Raw genomic sequence first — 17,459 nt, forward strand, 5'->3', positions numbered from 1 at the left:
CGGCGGACGGGAAGCTTACGCTGTACGCCCGTCCTCATTCTGCTGTAGGACGGTCTCGCCCGGTTGTAGTCCCGTCTCGCGCCAGCGCTGTAATGCAGCCCTTAATGCCTGAATCTCCTCCTCAAGCTGACGGATGCCGCCGCTGTCGGCAGCCTGCTCCTGCTCCAGACAGCGCGCCTCAAGCGCTGGCATACCGAGCAGTTGAATACCGCCCCGCAGTCGGTGCAGCGCGTCCTTCAAGGGTGTACCGGGTTCCTTTCGCCACAGCGCAATATCGCCCAGCGTCTCCTCCAGCACGGTTATCTGCAAATCCAGAAACGTTGCCAGATGCTCACCGTCCAGCAGTGCTGGGGGGAGCGTGATGGAATATGGCGAAGCAACCGGCGATTTACCGGAGGGGGCCAGAGGGGCAAGCAGATTTTCCAGCGCAACCAGCGTGACCGGCTTGAAGATACAGTCGCGCATGCCTGCTTCCCGCGCCTCATCCCGCACGGATTCACGCGCGTCCGCCGTCATGCCAAACACCGTGACATCCGGGTAATATTCATTGATGATGCGCGACAGGGCATAGCCACTCATCTCGGGCATGTTGCAGTCGGTGATCACCGCGTCCGGCTGTCGGATTGCCAGGCTCTCAAGCAGCTTTGCCGGGCTGTCGTGCTGGGTGACCGCATGCCCCAGCCACTCAAGCTGCTGGGTAAGTAGCATCCGCCCGACCGGATTATCGTCTACCACCATGATGGTCAAGGCTGCGCGTTTGCCGGGTGGCACACAAGCTTTAGTCTCTTTCTCTGGCAGTGCGGCCATGACGGGCAGCCTGAGCGTCACCGTGACCATTGTCCCCTCACCCGGCACGCTATTCAGCGTGAGATCCCCGTCCATCATGTCCGCGAGCTGGCGGCAGATATAAAGCCCCAGCCCACTGCCCTGCGCCCGGGTACGGCTCTCACCCTGACTAAAAGGCTGGAACAGACGCTGTTGCGTCGCGATATCAATCCCCTCGCCGGTGTCTGCTATTGTCAGCTCCAGCAGCATAAACTCGCCGTCCTGCCATTGCGGCTGCGCCCGCAGCATCACCTGACCGTGGTCGGTGAATTTAATGGCGTTACCCAGCAGGTTGGTGACGATCTGACGAAAACGCATCACATCGATCAATACGTCCCCTTTCAGGGCGGTATCCATTTCCAGCAGCAGCTTCAATGATTTCTGCGCCGCCAGCCCCTCAAACTGCGACACCGTTCCTTCAATCAGGTTTCGAAGCGAGGCGCGCTCCGGGCGGAGCACCAGACGGCCGGACGCAATACGCTCCACATCCAGGATATTCCCGATAAGCAGCAACAGCGATTGCGCCGCGTCCCAGGCGACCCGTATCGACTGCGGGTTTTGCGGGGCATGGTCAGGACGTTTCATCACCAGCTCCAGCATGCCGATAATGGCGCTGACGGGCGTGCGAATTTCATGGCTCATGGTCGCCAGAAAGGCGCTTTTTCCCCGACGGGCTCGCTCTGCGCGCTGTTTCGCTGCGCGCAGCGACTGAATAAGCTTGCGGATGCGCGCCTGTTGGATGCGCCGCCGACGGTAGATCCACCCGGCCACCAGCGCCAGCAAGGCCAGACCGGCGGCGGTGAACGTCACCATCCACGTAATCGACAGCGCCGACATCGACACAGAGGCAAACGCATTGCCCGTATTGCTGCCGCGCGTCAGGGCGTGGAGATCTTCCGGCGGGATGTTGATCAGCGCTTTATTCAGAATGGTGATCAGCGGCCAGGCCTGCCGCGATGCGCCAAAGGCAAAGCGCAACGGTTCGGCATCGATGCTGGCAAGAATTTTCAGTGAGGCAAATTCTTTGCGGGTGAGCTGGGCGTTGGCAATGATCAGCGGCACCACCATCATGTCGTTTTTATCCTTCACCACGCTGTTAAAACCCTGCCACCAGGTATCGACCTTCGCCGTCTGGCCACTATTTTGTCGGCCAAGCCAGCCATCAGGCGCTTCACCGCGCAGGCTCACCACACGGGGCTGAAGCGCCTCCTTCCCCGGGAGCGCACGTCCAACCATAACCCAGGAGTTATACAGCCAGGTTCGGGTGGTGAGGAGATCCGCCTGCCAGATCCCCTCCTGCGTGACGCCTGCAATCAGCTCGGCCTCTCCGCGATTTATAGCTCTGAAAGCGGCGGCCTGGCTGGGGTAACGGCGGATTTCAAAGGTGAACCCGGTACGCAGGCGGAGCGCGGTCAGCAGATCCGCCAGGATGCCGCGCAGTTGCCCGCGCTCGTTGAAAAAGGCAATGGGGGCGTTATCCTGCGCCACCGCGACGCGGATCCGGGAATGTTCTTTGATCCATTTATGTTCGAGCGAGGTGTAACGCGGTGGCTCTTCGCTCAGGGAAAGCGGGATCCCCCCGCTCCAGCGACGGTGGATCTCCACCCCCGCGTTCTCCGGCAGCGCCGTCAGCATCTTGTTGAGGATCGTGATCCAGACCGCCATCTTTGGCATCGCGGCGAACGAGAATCCCGACGCCTCGAACGTGTCCGCCACAGGACGAATACTGAGATTGCTTAAATTGGACTGACTCGCCAGATAGCGCGCGGTGATCGCATCGCTGAAGAACAGATCGATTTCACGAAACGCCAGCGCCTCCAGCGCATGCCGCGTGGAGGAGAAATTCACAATGTCAGCCCCCGGATAACGGGCCAGCACGTCGCTGCTGCTGTAGACAGGCGAAACGGCGATCCTTTTCACCGGCTCATCGGGCGAGGCATCGGTATTCACCACTTCAACCGGGATGTTGTCGCTGTAGGGCACACTCAGCATCAGCCCCTGTTTTTGCTGGCTATCCCCTGCCTGAGGCATAAAATCCGCCTTGCCTGCCCGCAATGCTGACAAGGCATCGTCATAAGTGGGATAACGCACCACCTCGATCTCCAGGCCAAGGTTTTCTGCCACCAGCCCGGTGAAATCCGCATTGATACCACCGTAATCATTCAGCCCGGTGGTGATGTCGTAAGGGGGCATCATCGGCTCCCAGACCGCCAGACGGATTTTGCGGTGTTCGCGCACCCAGCGCCATTCGCTGCCGCTGAGTCCCGGTTCGATCACCTTTTCATGGCTACGCGCCAGCAGGCGAAGGGATTCCTCCTGTTGCGCGGCGCACACGGTAAAGGCAATACAAAAAAGCAGTATAAAAGTAACGGCTCTCACGTCTCTGGCTCTGAAGTATCAATAAGTTCGAAAAGTTGTTCAAAATGCGCAAAGCCGCTTTTTTTCATCATTCGCGCCTTATAGGTGCTGATGGTTTTGTTGCTGAGCGCCAGCCGGTCGGCAATCTCCTTGTTGCTTTTGCCCTGCTTCAGATAGTTCAGCACCGCGATTTCACGATCGGAGAAACTCGCCAGCAGCGCCCGGGTATCATGTTGTATTTCAGTAGCCTCGACGATTTTCGTGAACGTCTCTTCCGGGAAACAGTGATAGCCGTCCAGCAGCAGTTGGCAAACCGGCTCGACGCGCTCCAGCGCCAGGCTTTTATTGATAAACCCGCTCGCCCCGGCCTTCAGCGTACGCAGTGCGTAGATCCCTGCAGGCTGGTTGGTATAAACCAGCACCCTGAGCGCAGGGAAGTGGTGCTTTATACGCGGGAGAAGATCCAGCCCGTCAGCGTTTTTGAGTTCCAGATCGAGGATCAGCAGCGACGGCTGTTCCCGATGCAGCAGCGCCAGCAGGTTCTCGCCGGAGGATGTCGTCACGATAAAATCCGGATTTTTTTCCAGCAGCACCTTGAGCGCAAAGCAGATTGCCGGATGGTCATCCACAAGCAGTATTTTTGTCATTGGTGTTTATTCTTTCCTGAGGCATTAACGGCTCCATTACACGCTATACACCATAGCCTACCACGTGTTGAATCAGGACAAGGTTTGTCTGGTTTGAGAATAATTCAGAAAAAATACGAAATACACGACCACAACCTACTTTTCATTAGGCATAATGATTTAAATAAATGGGTTTGGAATTTAAATGCCGGATATAACAGGTTGTTTTAATGCAGCAAAACGCTAAACCTGTCCTGTGATGAAAAAGGTTCTGGAAACCTCAGTCACAAACTCGAAATCACTTGTCAGGCCATGAGAATGACTCAGAAAAACAGGCGGAACAGAACTTTCTTTCCTTCCAAAACAAGCAGTTTGGATGCTTTGTATTTTTGTTTTATCATCCTTACCCTCAATTAATGAGAGCAGGAAATGCATACCATCCGAATGGATGCTGAGCGTTTTTTGATTATCAACATCTACAATATTAACGCTTCCCGTATTCGTCCTGAGCTGATGAAGCGCATCGTAAACATCTGACCATAAGGGGAAGTCCTTTTTACTTAAACCTGTATTTGCGCAAAACAGGGAAAGCTTCATTTTCATCGTTTGTCCTTTAACAATGTTGTTTGCTACGTATTTTAACATGGAAGATGAACAATCCAGAGCAGGATAAAGTGATGTCGCTGGCAAATTACACATTTTAGGAATTTTATGGCCTGCGTTCTGGCTATGCCTGCCATCTGCTCGCCGATATCAATGCTCTGCTACTGAGCAGCCCAGTAAATAATTACTGGGCTAACAGGAATGTCAATTTATGAAGAAATATTAAATCGCAAAATGCTATTAGCGTTTACGATTATGATTTGACATTGATACGCCATCTAGAACTTACTTTTAATATTTTCGTATTTTTCATTATAACTATCCGCATTGCCAATACCTCTTCCCTGAATAATTTGCACAGTAGCTGAAATAACATTTTTTACTTTTTCATCTTTACTCATCTCAATATAGAGCCTTTCTGATACACCAGACTCTGTCCCACTTATCATGTTAACCACTGGGATATAAGATGAGGCATCTCTGGAAACATCCGTTTTAGAATAGATAAGCAGAAGGTTACCCTCATCCGTGAACGTCATACCATCAGGATTACCTAATAAATTTATTACTTTTGTTTTATCACTACCTTTTTCTAATTCTGTAAATGCCAAATTACGGGCACTTACATAATCAAGATTATATTTATTAGAATTATGCAAATCTTTTACAAAGATACCATGATTAATGACAATATTATCAGACCCATAGACTACTGAAAGAACTCTATGTGCATAAGTGCCGGTCATGCCGTTCAAAAATCCTGTATATGAAGCAACCGAAAGCTTCCCATCAGGGAATGTTTTCTTTAAAGCAGAGCGGGATTCATCTTTTTTTCCAATAACACTGGACAAAGAAGAGACATTTGTTTCTCCGTCTATTATTTTTGAATTAATTAAAGCATCACTGTTATTCTTATCAGACAATAATTCACTACCGCCGTTAAATGCAGAGCAAGCAGTCAGAAACATTGATGCTACAGCAACACTTAATAGTAATTTTTTTGACATATTTAAATATCCTTAATAAATTTTATCCTAATTTAGAAGGCACCATAATGCCCTCATCCCACAAGGATTCCGAGCAGGTGCTCAGAACCGCTATTACTAATTTTTTTCAGTAATACTGATAATCCCTTTGTATTACCCCTTCAGTCTTCAGTTTGCAGAATCTTTTGCTGCCGCTGCCCGCTCCCAAAACCACGCCGCCCGGCAGTTTTGTCCTGGCTGGCTACTCATCCACAGGTCGCGTCCGATATCCGCAACGATTTTATCGCCACTCACCTGCGCACTGTTCAGGCTGGCGTCACGACCGCTGTAGTAATCGTCGAGGGAAAGATCCCGGCGCAAGAGGCGGGATCTTTATTGCTACTCTTTTCTTAGATATACCAGTAAACCATTTGTATTCTTTATCCTCTGTGGATAATCAAGACGCTGAACTATTGTATCTACAGTAAAATCATCATCAAAATCGGCAATAATTTCCGTTTCTATTACCGATGCAAGCTCTTCATCGTCGTCATCAACTTCACCTTCAAAATAAAAAAGTAAGCTAATGTTTTTACCAGATAATTCAGTAATAACGGCTCTAATGTTAGGGGTAACGTTTCCCAACAAAGCCCTCTGCAATGAAAGTCTCAGGTATACACTTAAATCAGATAAAACCATTACTCCTCCTGATTACTCTGAAGGTCTTGCGGGAACAATATGCACACCGTTTTTACCATAGTGGACTATGCCATTTGTAGTAGGTGTGGATACTCCTGTCACAGGGTCAATATAGTTTCCAATATTTTGACCATAATTTATTCGCTCCATAGAGCCAGGAACGCCTACAGGAGTATTACCTACCTGCTGACCCGTTCCCAGTTTGGGTAGCAATGAATCAGGCGCTACGGTAAGAACGCTTTTATTCAGACCCGCTTCGGAAGCTATTTTATACTCGTTTGCCCCCGGTAAGTGCTTGTTCTGTAGCCCTTTATTAATCGTAAACTTACCAATACCACCACCTTTAAGAGGATTCCCATCAGCGTCCAGCACATTTGGTTTCAGTGGATTAATGTCATAGATATTAACCGGCGGCTTGTCCTTACTCAGCGAATTATTCTCAACCGCATTCTTCCCAGTCTGCGCCCCCGCAGCTGCTGAAGCCGTACTGTCCCCGGCCAGCCCGCCAGCCATCCCGGCCGATATCGTCGCCAGTGCACTAACCGTCTGCTTCTGCTCTTCGCTCAACTTCGATAAATCTTTGACGTCAGGGTACAGCATGCCCGCTATCGCTTTCGCTGCAAGCTCACCGGTCGCCGCACCGGCCGCAACCGCGCCGCCCAGTATCGCATGCGCAATTGTGTTGACCGCCGGATTGTCCTCCGTCGATTTCAGCAGATGCGCCAGCTCCGGTGCCAGGGATCCCGCCAGTGCGCCGGCGATATCTCCGCCCTGCGCCCCCGCAGCTCACCCTCGCCGGTATATGACTGGAGCCGCTGGGCTTTACCACCGCCCAGAAGATAGAGGTTCTCACCGAACCGGGGCAACTTATTGTCCGGATAGCGGAAGAGACATAACTGCCTGACCGATAAAATAAAAATCCCAGCCATAGGGGCTGGAGTTTACCCTTACTTAATAATTTTTTCCGAGAAATTTCTAATAGATGATATTATTTCATTCATATCAACTTTAGAAATTATTACATCCTCAATGATGGGATTATCTATTTTTCGCCACACGTTTCTTTCATCATTTTCAACTTTAACTAACTGTTCGGTTTTTCCTCCGATGATTCTCACGCTATCCTCATCTGCAACAGCAAAAAAACAAGCGCCGGAATCACTAACATTAGAGGATGTTATACAATAATCAAAAACTTGAGCAGGATATTCATCTAATTCAGAAGACTCCGGATAAGCCAAGTTAAATAATCTACTAAACGCCTCTTGTGTAGACAGTGTAAAAACGTCCCTATTTAATGGTTGAGAGACTAAAGCACAATCATTATCAGAAATTTCTCTGAGGTCTGAAGAGAGCGTGGATGTTCTAATATCACTTGGATACATATTCCCATTTATAATTAAATGGAACAGTCCATTTGTGTAAGAACCACTCCATTGTGAGACAGGTTCAACCCAAACAGCAAAACGATAAGGATCACCGAAAATCATACTTACCTCCATTTCCCAGGTAAACCAAACTCTTTTTTCACACTATTTGGTATATCGCTTTTCTTGATAGGAACTGTCTTATCACCTGTACTACCAGACCAATGCCAAGTTCCATCATTTGTATTCGTAAATTGATGAACATTTCCTTCAGCATCAATAGAATATCTTTTTTTGCCGCTAACAACTGATGAACCAAATAAGTCTATCGAGTTTTTAGGCTCAGTTCCGGCATTGAAACTATACCCTTGCTGCCCAGGTGTATGTTTAGGGTTAGATTGATAGCTCAGACCATTCGTTGCCGTAGTAGCTGTTGGTGTAGGTAATGCACTGCCTTTCCCAGCCTTACTAATTCCCCCAAACGCCGCTGCCGCCGCACCTGCTACAATATCAGCCTGGATTGCATCCAGTCCATATTCTTTCTGAAGAGCTTCCGACACTTTGTTGGTTGAAATAACCCCATCGGCCTGGATCTGATGCATCCATGTTGCAGTAAGATCATAAGCCATCTTAGCCGGAATGTCCTGACCCAGCGCTTTATCCAGTGCATGTTTCACCGCCATGCTGTCGGCCAACACATCACCATATTTCTGCTGACACGTCGCCGGACTGGTGGCACAGTCACTGATCAACTGCTGCTGTTGGGCGGTACTCAATTCCTCGTATTTCTTTATGATGCTGCCACAGTCGCCGCCCCTGGCCTGACAGGACTTCATTTCAGCGGACCAAGCATCTATCTGCTTACTGCTCAGATAGTTATTCTCAACCGCATTCTTCCCGCCCTGCGCCCCCGCAGCCGCTGAAGCCGTGCTGTCTCCCGCTATTCCTCCGGCCATCCCCGCCGATATCGTCGCCAGCGTGCTGACCGTCTGCTTCTGCTCCTCGCTCAGGTCACTCACCGCTTTGCCCGGATACAGCGACGCCATTATCGCGTTCGCCACAAGCTCCCCCGTGACCGCGCCCGCAGCACCCGCCGCCGAACTGTTGCCCTGCAACGCTGCAACCGTTCCACCCAGTATGGCGTGAGCAATGGCTTTCGCCGCCGCGTTGTCATCGATGCCCATACCGTGGCCGATATAATTTGCCAGTTCCGGCGCCGACGCCCCCGCCAGTGCTGCCGTCAGGTCTCCACTTGCCAGCCCCTGAAGCGCCGCCGTTGCCGCCTGGATACCCCGTTGCAGGTCGCTGCCTGTGCCGTATTTCGCCTGCTGAGTCCTGTACTCTGGCGTCTCTTTCAGTTGCTCAACCGTCAGGTCAGGGTGCGTCTTACGCGCTTCCTTCAGCGCATTCAGCTCGCCCTGCGTTCTGGCGATGTCTGCCACCTGCCCGCCGATATCGCTGATGGCGCTCACCTGCGCGAGCCGCCGCTGCTCCTTCTCTTTGTCAAATATCGGGCTGATACTGTCGTTTGCGTGTTCTGTATCCCGGCTCAGGCTGGCCACATCCTGCTGCTGGTTTTCGGTATCACGGATGGTGATGTTACCCTCGCCCACCGCCGCCTGTGTCGTACCCTCCGCATGACCGCTGCTGCCCGCTGCCGATACCCCGCCGCCCGGCAGGTTGCCCTTGAATGCATCACCGCCAAAGTCACCGCCGCCGCTCAGGCTGACGCCGCTGTGGCTGACCTTGTAATCCGCCTCGTTGTGGATATCCCGGAAGCCCAGCGTGCCCGTATCGAGATTGTTTTTGTCCGCCGTCGCCGTTGAGGCAATCACCGCACCGTCAAGCTGCGTGTGGCGTCCCACCGTCACATCAAAACCGCCATCGCCCGCGAAGAGCCCTGTCTGCTCCTGCACCGAGTCATACGTGCTCTTCATTTTGTCCTGGCTGGCACTGATGTAGCCGGACCCCGTCATACTGCCGAACGAGAAGCTGCCGCCTGCCGCCGTGCTGTTCTGCGTCGATTTATAATCGTTGCTGTCCTGCTGGCTGCTCATCCACAGATCGCGCCCGATATCCGCAACGATTTTATCGCCACTCACCTGCGCGCCGTTCAGAATGGCGTCCCGACCGCTGGTCATGGAGACCGTCCCGCCGCTGTCGAGCGTCGTTTCCGTCCAGGCCGTACCGTCGCCCTTTTCACTGCCTTTCGAAGCATTCACATTCGCAAACACGCCGATGCCGTAACCGCTCTTGCCGCCGCCAATGCTGACGCCTGCACCGCCACCGCTGCTGCTGTTCTTTCCTGTCGTCTGCTGTGTGCTGGCCGCACCGCCCAGCACAATGTCGTTCGCTGCGACAAGCGCGGTGTCGCCGCCCGCCTTCAGCTGGCTGCCGCCGATAAGGATGTTGCCGCTGTTCTCCCCTTTCCCTTTTCCGGTCGCGGTAATGGACAGATTATTCCCCGCATTCAGCGTACTGCCCGCAACCGTGTCACTCTGCATGTGCTGCTCGGATTTCGATTTCTGCGAAGAGAGCGAAACGCTGACGCCGATACCGCTGTTGGGATCGCCGTTAATCTGCGCCATTTCTGCACCTTGCGACGCCTGTACGCCTGACAGTGCCGCTTTGGTGGCCTTCAGCGCCGCAAGGCGGTCATCGCTCTCGCCTTTCGCGTCACGTGCCGTCTGCACTGCACTGTTCACCGCACTCCCCGCCGCCCCGGACAGCGCCACCGTCAGCCCGCTGCTCTTCTGCTCAAATTTCTCATCGCGGGTACGTTTGTCATGCCCCGGCTCAATCACCACGCTGTCACCGGTCAGGCTGATATCCTTCTGCGCGATGATATCTGCCCCGCCGACATGCGCCTGTTTGCCCGCTGCAATGCTGACGTTACCGCCCGTCGAGCCGACGGTGCTGAAGCTCTCGCTCTGGGTGGTGCCCTGCTCGCGAAGATCGTGGGTGGACTTGCTGCTGCCGATGGTGAAGCCAATGCCGCCCGTGCCCATCAGGCCGGACTTTTTGGTCTCCTTAAAGCGCCAGGAAGTGTCGGTGTTGGTCGCCGCCACGATGTCCACATTGTTGCCTGCGGAAAGGGCCACATCGCCGTCGCCAGCGACCGCAGAACCTAACACCCGCAGGTTGTTACCCGCCGACACCGTCACATTGTCGCCGCTCAGCAGCGAGCCTTTCTCCCGCGTCGCGCTCTCTTCCTCGATGGTGTGGGTGGTCTTTTTGCTCAGGAAGCCGCTACTGGTTTTAGTTTGTTCCCGATAGCGGTAATCGCTCTCCGTCGCCGTCGTCAGGTTTACGTCGCGGCCTGCCGCCACGCCAATATCGCCCTGCGCTGTCACGTCAGCCGCCTGCGCGGTTACGTCGCGCCCTGCGAGGATCACCGTATTCCCCCCGCTGGCAATCTCCGTACCCTGCTGACGTACAGATTCGTCAATGGCGGTTTTTTTCTTCGCCTGGCTGCTGGAGCGTTCCATCGACGCTTCAGCCAGCAGGTTCACATCCCGACCGGCCTGAATGCCCACATCGCCTTCCGCCGCTATCGCCGCCGCACGGGCATTCACGTCGTTACCCGCCTGCAGGGTGAGGTCATCGCCCGCGCTCAGGGTGCTGCCCTGATGCGTGACGGACGCCGTCTCCGTGGTCGCGCGGTTGCGCCCGGCGCGTCCTTCGCTGGTCGCAATCTCGTTGGCGGTGATGTTGATATCATTCCCCGCCGCCATACCCAGGCGGCCACCCGCCGACACGTTTGCGCCGGTCACGTTGATATCCTGTCCGGCGCGCATCGTCAGCCCGTCGGTGGCGGTGATGGAGGCCGTCTTGCCGACATCGGTGCCACTGAAATGCACATTTCCCGCATCGACATTCCACTGCTGTGCGCGGGTGATGTTGTTAATGCTGCCCGCGACGCTCTCCAGCCCTACCGTTTTGCCGCTGATGGTGGATCCGATGTTATTGATATCCCCCAGCGCGCTCAGGTTAAGCCCGCCGCCTGCGCTCAGCAGTCCGGCGTTGAGGTTGCTCAGGCTGTTGCTGCTGTCGATTGAGAGCCCATTCTGCGCCGCAATTGTACTGCCGCTGTTAATGACGTTACCGCCCGCCAGCTGGACGTTATTGCCGCTAATCACGCTGCCGCTGTGCACGGTGACATCCTTCGGCGACAGGTAGACTTTCGGGATCATCACCGTCTGACCATTGATGGTCGCTGACTCCCACCAGAGCATGCTTTTATCGAGCGCGGCAACCTGCTCCGCCGTGAGCGCCACGCCGAATTTCAGCCCCAGCGTTTTTTGTTGCTCTGCGGCGCTGTCCATCAGGTAGCGCATCTGATCGAGATCGGAGCCAATGCCGTTGATATAGCGGCTGCCGGTCTGGTTCAGAATCGCGTTACTGACGTAACGGGTATCAAACGCCGCGTCGCCGAGGAACCGGTAGTCGCGATCCGGGTTCAGCCCCAGACGGTCAAGGAAATAAGCCGAGCCAAGGAACTGGTTCCGGTCTGTGTACGCGCTGTTGGTTTCACGCGGTGTGGCACCGGGTGTTATGCCAAGCAGGTCATACAGTCCATTAAACAGGCTGTCGTCCATGCTGCCGAGGTCATCGAGCTTTGGGTTCACCGTAATCAGATACGGGCTATCGGGATCGGTGGAGGGAACAAAATAGCCGTTGTTGCCGGACGGCAGTGGATAGTTACCGCTGCTGCCGTTTTGGTCGGAGAGCGATGAACCGCCGGAGATATCTTTCAGGGCGTCACTCACCGCATCACGCCATTGCGGGGTGGTGATGTCCTGCGCATCCGCTTCGACAAGGGACTGCGCCTGCTCGCCGCTGGTAATGGACTGGTTGCTGAGCGGGGTCAGCGTAGGGGCGGCAATCGTATTGCTAAAGCCGTCCGTGTTGGCGGTGACGAGAGTGTTGCTGATGTCGTTGGTGAAGGTGGCAGAGACATTACCGCCTGCCTGTATTACAGCTCTGACAACATTAGCGGTATTTTCTGATTCGGCCTCACGCCCAGTCAGAATATAGGTTACACCACCGGCATTAATGGTTGATGCCGTGTAGACAAGATATTCAGTCTCAGAACTCGCCTGGTAGCTTTGGTTGTTGAGCTGCTCACCTTTTAGGCTAATATCGCGATTAGCAAGTATATTGCTACCGCTATTGTCGAGATAATTGGCAGTGATATTGAGATTATTAGCTGATGCGATGCGCGCTGCATGGCCAGTACTGGTTACATCAACCTCAGTTCTTTTAATCGCAAAACGTTTAGTTTGACCCGAATCATTAATCCGATAAGAAGTGGTAAAGAAAGGCTCATCCATGCTGCACGCACCTGGATAGGTTGGAAAACTCATGCAGCTTCCTACCCAGACATCCGTACGATTTTTTTCTGTTGAATAACTTCCTTCCTCCATATCATCCAGGCTTACGACAAAGGATGATTCACCAACCCAGGAAGGGTTATCCAAATCAGTTATCTGTGTATTCGAATTACTTCCATCCCGCTCATTTAATAAGTGGGCTGTATTGATCGTAATGTCACCCTTCTGCGTCTCAATATTCCCGGACGTATTCACCACTTCACTGTTCGCTGCACCCGCCGCATTTTTCTGCATCCACAGGCTATTCCCTGCCAGAATATCGCCGTAGACGTTATGAATACGGTCGGCAAAGAGCTGCATATTATTCGCGGCATAAATCAGTGCGGTATTAAGCAAGGTGCCCACAGCATTCATCGTCAGGCTGCCAGCCGTACCGGTAAAGCCATTTACGGTTATGTCACTCAGGCTGTTAAATACCACGTCGCCGCCTGCCGAGAGGCTACCGGCTGCATTGAGCACAATACGTTGCGCGCTGAACGTGCTGTCACCCTTACCTGCAGTGAACTGGCCGTTGTTGGTTAATACTCCACCCGTGCTCAGAACGAGGCTGTTTCCCTGTAAGGTGCCATTATTGGTGATATCCCCCTGAGCGGTGAGAGACAGGGTGTTGCTGGCGGCGAGCGTTCCACTGAACTCAAGCGCATTTAACAGATGAAGCGTGACGTCTCCCAGCGCCACAATCTGCCCGGCGTTTTTCAGCGTGCCGCTGTTGAGCGTGAGGTTACCCGCGCTGAACAACTTACCGCTGATGGTATGGGTAATCTCATCGCCCTTCACCGTAAGCGAACGGGTACCGAGAGCCGTACCGTTGTTACTCAGTTTTTGATAATTAACCAGCAGGTCTGCACCCTGCAGCATGCCGTCGTTGGTCAGCGTCGTTCCCCGTAGCTCAGCGTTGTCAGTAGCGAGTATCCGCCCACTATTTGCCGCGTTCACCACATCCAGCAGCAACGTTACCGCCTGAACCAGACCTCTGCTGCTGTTCTCCAGTTCCGGTGCGGCCAGCGTGAGTTTGCCACCGGAAAGCATTTTGCCGTCGTTCTGTACGCGGGTGGTGGCCTTCACCGAAGATTCCCCACCGCCCTGCAGCGTGCCCTGATTGTTCAGCGTGGCTGTCGATACCGTCAGCGCATTCTCGCTCAGCAGCACACCGCTGGCGGTATTGTTCAGCGCGCCCGAGGCATTCAGCGTCAGCGCTTCTCCCTGAAGCCGTCCGCTGTTAATGAGTTGCCCGGCGGTAACCGTGGTCGCTTTCCCCTGGATTTGCCCGGCATTCGTTGCATTTTCCGCATCAAGCGTCAGCGCGCCTGCGCTGAGCAGTTTTCCTCCGGCCTGGTTATTCAGCTGCGTTAGGGCAACCGAAAGCGCATCAACGCCGGTGATCTCACCGCTGTTGTTCAGCGTACTGGCCCCCAGCGTGAGGTGTTTTGCAATCCACTGCCCGCTGTTTACCAGCGTCAGTGCTGAGAGCGCCAGTTCTCCATTAGAGGTGATTTTGCTGCCCGTTGTCCCGGTAAGGGGGCTGTCGATTTGCGCATCCAGTAAATTTTCTGCCTGGATCGCACCGCCGTTCGTAAGCGCCTGCGCATGAATAAGTACCTGTTTTCCCTGCCATTGCCCTGCGTTACGCAGATCGCCGCCTGTCACAGACAACTCGCCCGCGGTCAGCAACGATCCCGACGCGTCATTCATCAGCGTCAGTAATGGCGCCGCCATCTCCAGGCGGGCGGCCAGCGTCAGGGCGGCAATCCCGGTCAGCGTTCCGCTGTTCGTGATGGTGTCCTGATGCGCGGTGACGCGATTCCCCTGAAGCGTACCGCTGTTGCGCAGCGTCTTTCCGTTAAGCGAAAGGTCACCGGCCGACAACATAGTGCCGCTGTTAACGGTATTGACCGCATTCAGCGTGCCGTTGCCCTGGCTCATCAGTTCGCCGGTATTGCTGAGCGTTCCGGCGGTCGTAACGTCAAGTGAGCCGGTCGCGAGGGAACTTCCGCGGTTAGTCCAGTCGTGGGAGCGGATACTGACATCCTGTCCTTGGAGCTGCCCTGCGGTAGCCAGCGTGGTACCTGAAAGGCCGAGCGCTCCCCCCGTCAGCGTGCGGGAGCCTGTCAGTAAATTCAGGATTCCGGCGGTCAGTGATAATGCGCTATCGCCCTGTAACAGACCGGCACTTTCCAGGCGATCGGCATTCAGCGTCAGGGTGTTGCCCACCAGGCTGCCCGCACTGGACACCGACTGTGCCGTGATGCGGTTTGCCCCTTGAGCCAGCAGCATCCCCTCCGCGCTGTTCTTCAGCGTCTCGTAATCAATTGCCAGTGAAGTCCCGCTCAGCTCGCCGCTGTTGGTCAGATTTGAACCAGAGAGGGAAAGCGCCGCGTCGCTGGTGATAATACCGGCGTTGTTCAGTTCAGAGAGGGAAAGTGACAGTGCCGACGGGCTGTACAGCACGCCGCTGCTGCGGTTGTCCAGCAGACGGGTAACCAGCGACAGCGTTTGTCCGGCGTGGATCAGACCACCGTTAATGACCTCAGGGCTGTCGATTGCAAGCGAGGAGGCCGTCAGGGTTCCACCGTTGCTGAGATGGCCGGTTTCAACCTTAAGCCCTGAGGCTGATGATTTTCCCGTGTGGTTGAGACTGCTGTCAGCCTTCAACCTCATGTTGCCTTTGGCAGCCTGAGTTCCTTCAAGTTTTGCGTTTTGCACGGCCACGCCGACGCTGTTGCCCTGTGTCTGTGCCGTGGCCGTGGTGTTGAGGCTGCGGCCCTGCACGGTAACGGCGCCACCGGCACTGGTTTCACCAGCAAGCGTGGTATCGGTGTTGTTCAGCGCCACATCCCCGTCGCTGTGGGTCACTGACGTTGCGCTGGCGGTGAACGTCTTCCCTGAGGTGGTGAGCCCCCGGACACCGGAAAGCGTACCGCTGTTGACGATCTGCGCCGCGTTCAGCGTTAGCGTGTCATCGCTGATAAGCGTGCCGCTGTTGTTCAGATTGCCGCTCGCGGTTACGGTGGTTTTCCCTTTCGCGCCGGTCTCACCGGAAAGCGTGGCATTGCCTGCGCGGATATCCAGCGTGGAGGCGCTCTTCAGCGCGCCGGAGCTGGTGATATCCGTCCCGGAGACGGTCAGGCTGTTGCCCTGAACGGTGCCGGTATTGCTGAATATACCGGTGTTAATCCGGGTATCCGACACGGCGGCTAATGCGCCATGGTTCGCGAGGCTGCCCGCGCTGACGGCGAGAGATTGCCCGGCGGTTGTGCTGCCTTTCAGTTGGCTGTGGCCAGACGTGGTAAGCGTGATGTTCCCGCTGGCATTTGTTGTGCTGCGGCTCTCCTGCGTCAGCGTCTGCGCGTTGAGGGCAATCTCGGAAGCACTGAGATTTCCCTGCTGCACCAGCTCGCCTCCCTTGACCAACAGCTGCTGACCCGCCACAACAGAACCGTTAAGCGCCGCGTTTTTCTCAGCATTTACGGCAAGATGACGACCCGCGCTTGCCTGGGCATCTGCACTCTGGATCAGGGTGGTCGCGGCAAGCGTAGCGTCATTTGCTGCCGTGAACGCACCGCCGTTTTGCGTCAGCGTGCCGCGGGTTGTTAACTGAAGGTTGTTATCCGCGGCAACGTGAGCCTGGTCAAGCGTCAGCGCCGTCTGGCCGGAGACAGTGGCGTTGCCACCCGCTTTATGGTCTCCGCGTAACGTTACGTCCGCCGCGCTGACCGTGGTGCTACCGCTGGCAAGGGTGTTTTTCAGCACCACTTTTCCCGCGCTGCTGAGCGCAATATCCCCCTGTCGCGCGTTAAGGTTGCCCAGGTTTACGCCCACCCCCGTTTCACTGGAGACCAGACGGATCCGGTTGGCGTACATGCCGCCCAGCGCGCCGGTGTCTACCGCGACCTTCGGGGCTGTACCTTCACCTTTTAACGCACTGACGCTGCCATCCGCCGCTACGCGGTTCGCCCCTGCAACGACACGTAAATCTTTCGCATGCAGTTGCGCGTTGATCTCCGTCGCACGGGAGATGATCGACACCGCATCGCTCTGCGAGCCATTGAGGCCCGCGCCCTCGATGGTGACCGCCCCCTGGGTTACATCAAGAGATTGCAGCTTACCGCTGGCATCAAGCACCGGTTTACCCGTGGTGAGGGTCACATTCGGCGTGTTGATAAATCCGCAGCCGTTACAGGTGATACCGTAGGGATTCGCCACGATGACGTTCGCCGCCTTGCCGGCCACTTCGGTATAGCCCTGCAAATTTGAGCGGTTAGCGCCGGTGACTTCGTTGATGATACCTTTGGCTTCCTGCCCGGCCTTCAGGTTGGGGTTATTCTGGATAAGCCCGCCAAGCTGAGTCTGGTTAAGCTGCCCGGTCGCGTTATTGAGGATCAGCCCCTCTTTCCCGACGTTGTAGTCGTTGTATTTGTTATGGGAAATACCGGACTGGTTCGGCGTGGCGATGTTCACCACCGGCACGCCGTTAGCCGCCTTATCCATCTGCGTATTGCCGGACGGGGTGATGGATGCCGCCACCGCGGGTAACAACGGCTGCGTTGCCAGCAGCACGCTCAGTAACGCGCTCAGCGCGCGCTGTGAAAAACGAACCAGATCCTGTTTCATCATCCCTGTCCC

At 54.9% G+C, this 17,459-nt stretch carries 9 protein-coding genes and 1 pseudogene; all 10 read right to left on the bottom strand.

Features of this window, described 5'->3' with window-relative positions; genetic code table 11:
- Positions 1-15 precede the first annotated feature (15 nt).
- A complete protein-coding gene (locus AX755_RS04265) occupies positions 16-3,204 on the bottom strand; it encodes an ATP-binding protein (protein ID WP_062856348.1) in 3,189 nt (1,062 codons plus the stop codon).
- Entirely contained in the window at positions 3,201-3,830 is a 630-nt protein-coding gene (locus AX755_RS04270) for a response regulator transcription factor (RefSeq protein ID WP_062856349.1), read from the bottom strand. The genes AX755_RS04265 and AX755_RS04270 overlap by 4 nt, the downstream gene beginning before the upstream one ends.
- A gap of 222 nt (positions 3,831-4,052) precedes the next feature.
- On the bottom strand, positions 4,053-4,412 hold the full coding sequence (locus AX755_RS04275) for a DUF6911 family protein (protein WP_223232826.1): 360 nt from the start codon (positions 4,410-4,412) through the stop codon (positions 4,053-4,055).
- Between the two features lie 278 nt (positions 4,413-4,690).
- The gene (locus AX755_RS04280) at positions 4,691-5,419 is read right to left on the bottom strand and encodes a hypothetical protein (protein WP_062856350.1); all 729 of its coding nucleotides are present in this window, start codon (positions 5,417-5,419) and stop codon (positions 4,691-4,693) included.
- A 147-nt stretch (positions 5,420-5,566) separates the two neighbouring features.
- The gene (locus AX755_RS04285) at positions 5,567-5,758 is read right to left on the bottom strand and encodes a hemagglutinin repeat-containing protein (protein ID WP_062856351.1); all 192 of its coding nucleotides are present in this window, start codon (positions 5,756-5,758) and stop codon (positions 5,567-5,569) included.
- 18 nt (positions 5,759-5,776) lie between these two features.
- Positions 5,777-6,076 (bottom strand): hypothetical protein, encoded by a 300-nt coding sequence (locus AX755_RS04290; RefSeq protein WP_062856352.1) that lies wholly within the window; start codon positions 6,074-6,076, stop codon positions 5,777-5,779.
- A 12-nt stretch (positions 6,077-6,088) separates the two neighbouring features.
- A complete protein-coding gene (locus tag AX755_RS26010) occupies positions 6,089-6,448 on the bottom strand; it encodes a polymorphic toxin type 50 domain-containing protein (RefSeq protein ID WP_257287020.1) in 360 nt (119 codons plus the stop codon).
- A gap of 48 nt (positions 6,449-6,496) precedes the next feature.
- Positions 6,497-6,856: pseudogene (locus AX755_RS26015) on the bottom strand (VENN motif pre-toxin domain-containing protein); the annotation flags it as partial.
- Positions 6,857-7,023: 167 nt separating this feature from the next.
- Positions 7,024-7,566: an immunity 42 family protein gene (locus AX755_RS04300; RefSeq protein ID WP_062856354.1), complete on the bottom strand. Its 543-nt coding sequence runs from the start codon at positions 7,564-7,566 to the stop codon at positions 7,024-7,026.
- A 2-nt stretch (positions 7,567-7,568) separates the two neighbouring features.
- Entirely contained in the window at positions 7,569-17,447 is a 9,879-nt protein-coding gene (locus tag AX755_RS04305; RefSeq protein ID WP_062856360.1) for a hemagglutinin repeat-containing protein, read from the bottom strand.
- Between the last annotated feature and the right edge of the window lie 12 nt (positions 17,448-17,459).

The organism is Enterobacter sp. SENG-6 (assembly GCF_001605945.1).
GTDB classification, from domain to species: domain Bacteria; phylum Pseudomonadota; class Gammaproteobacteria; order Enterobacterales; family Enterobacteriaceae; genus Enterobacter; species Enterobacter cloacae.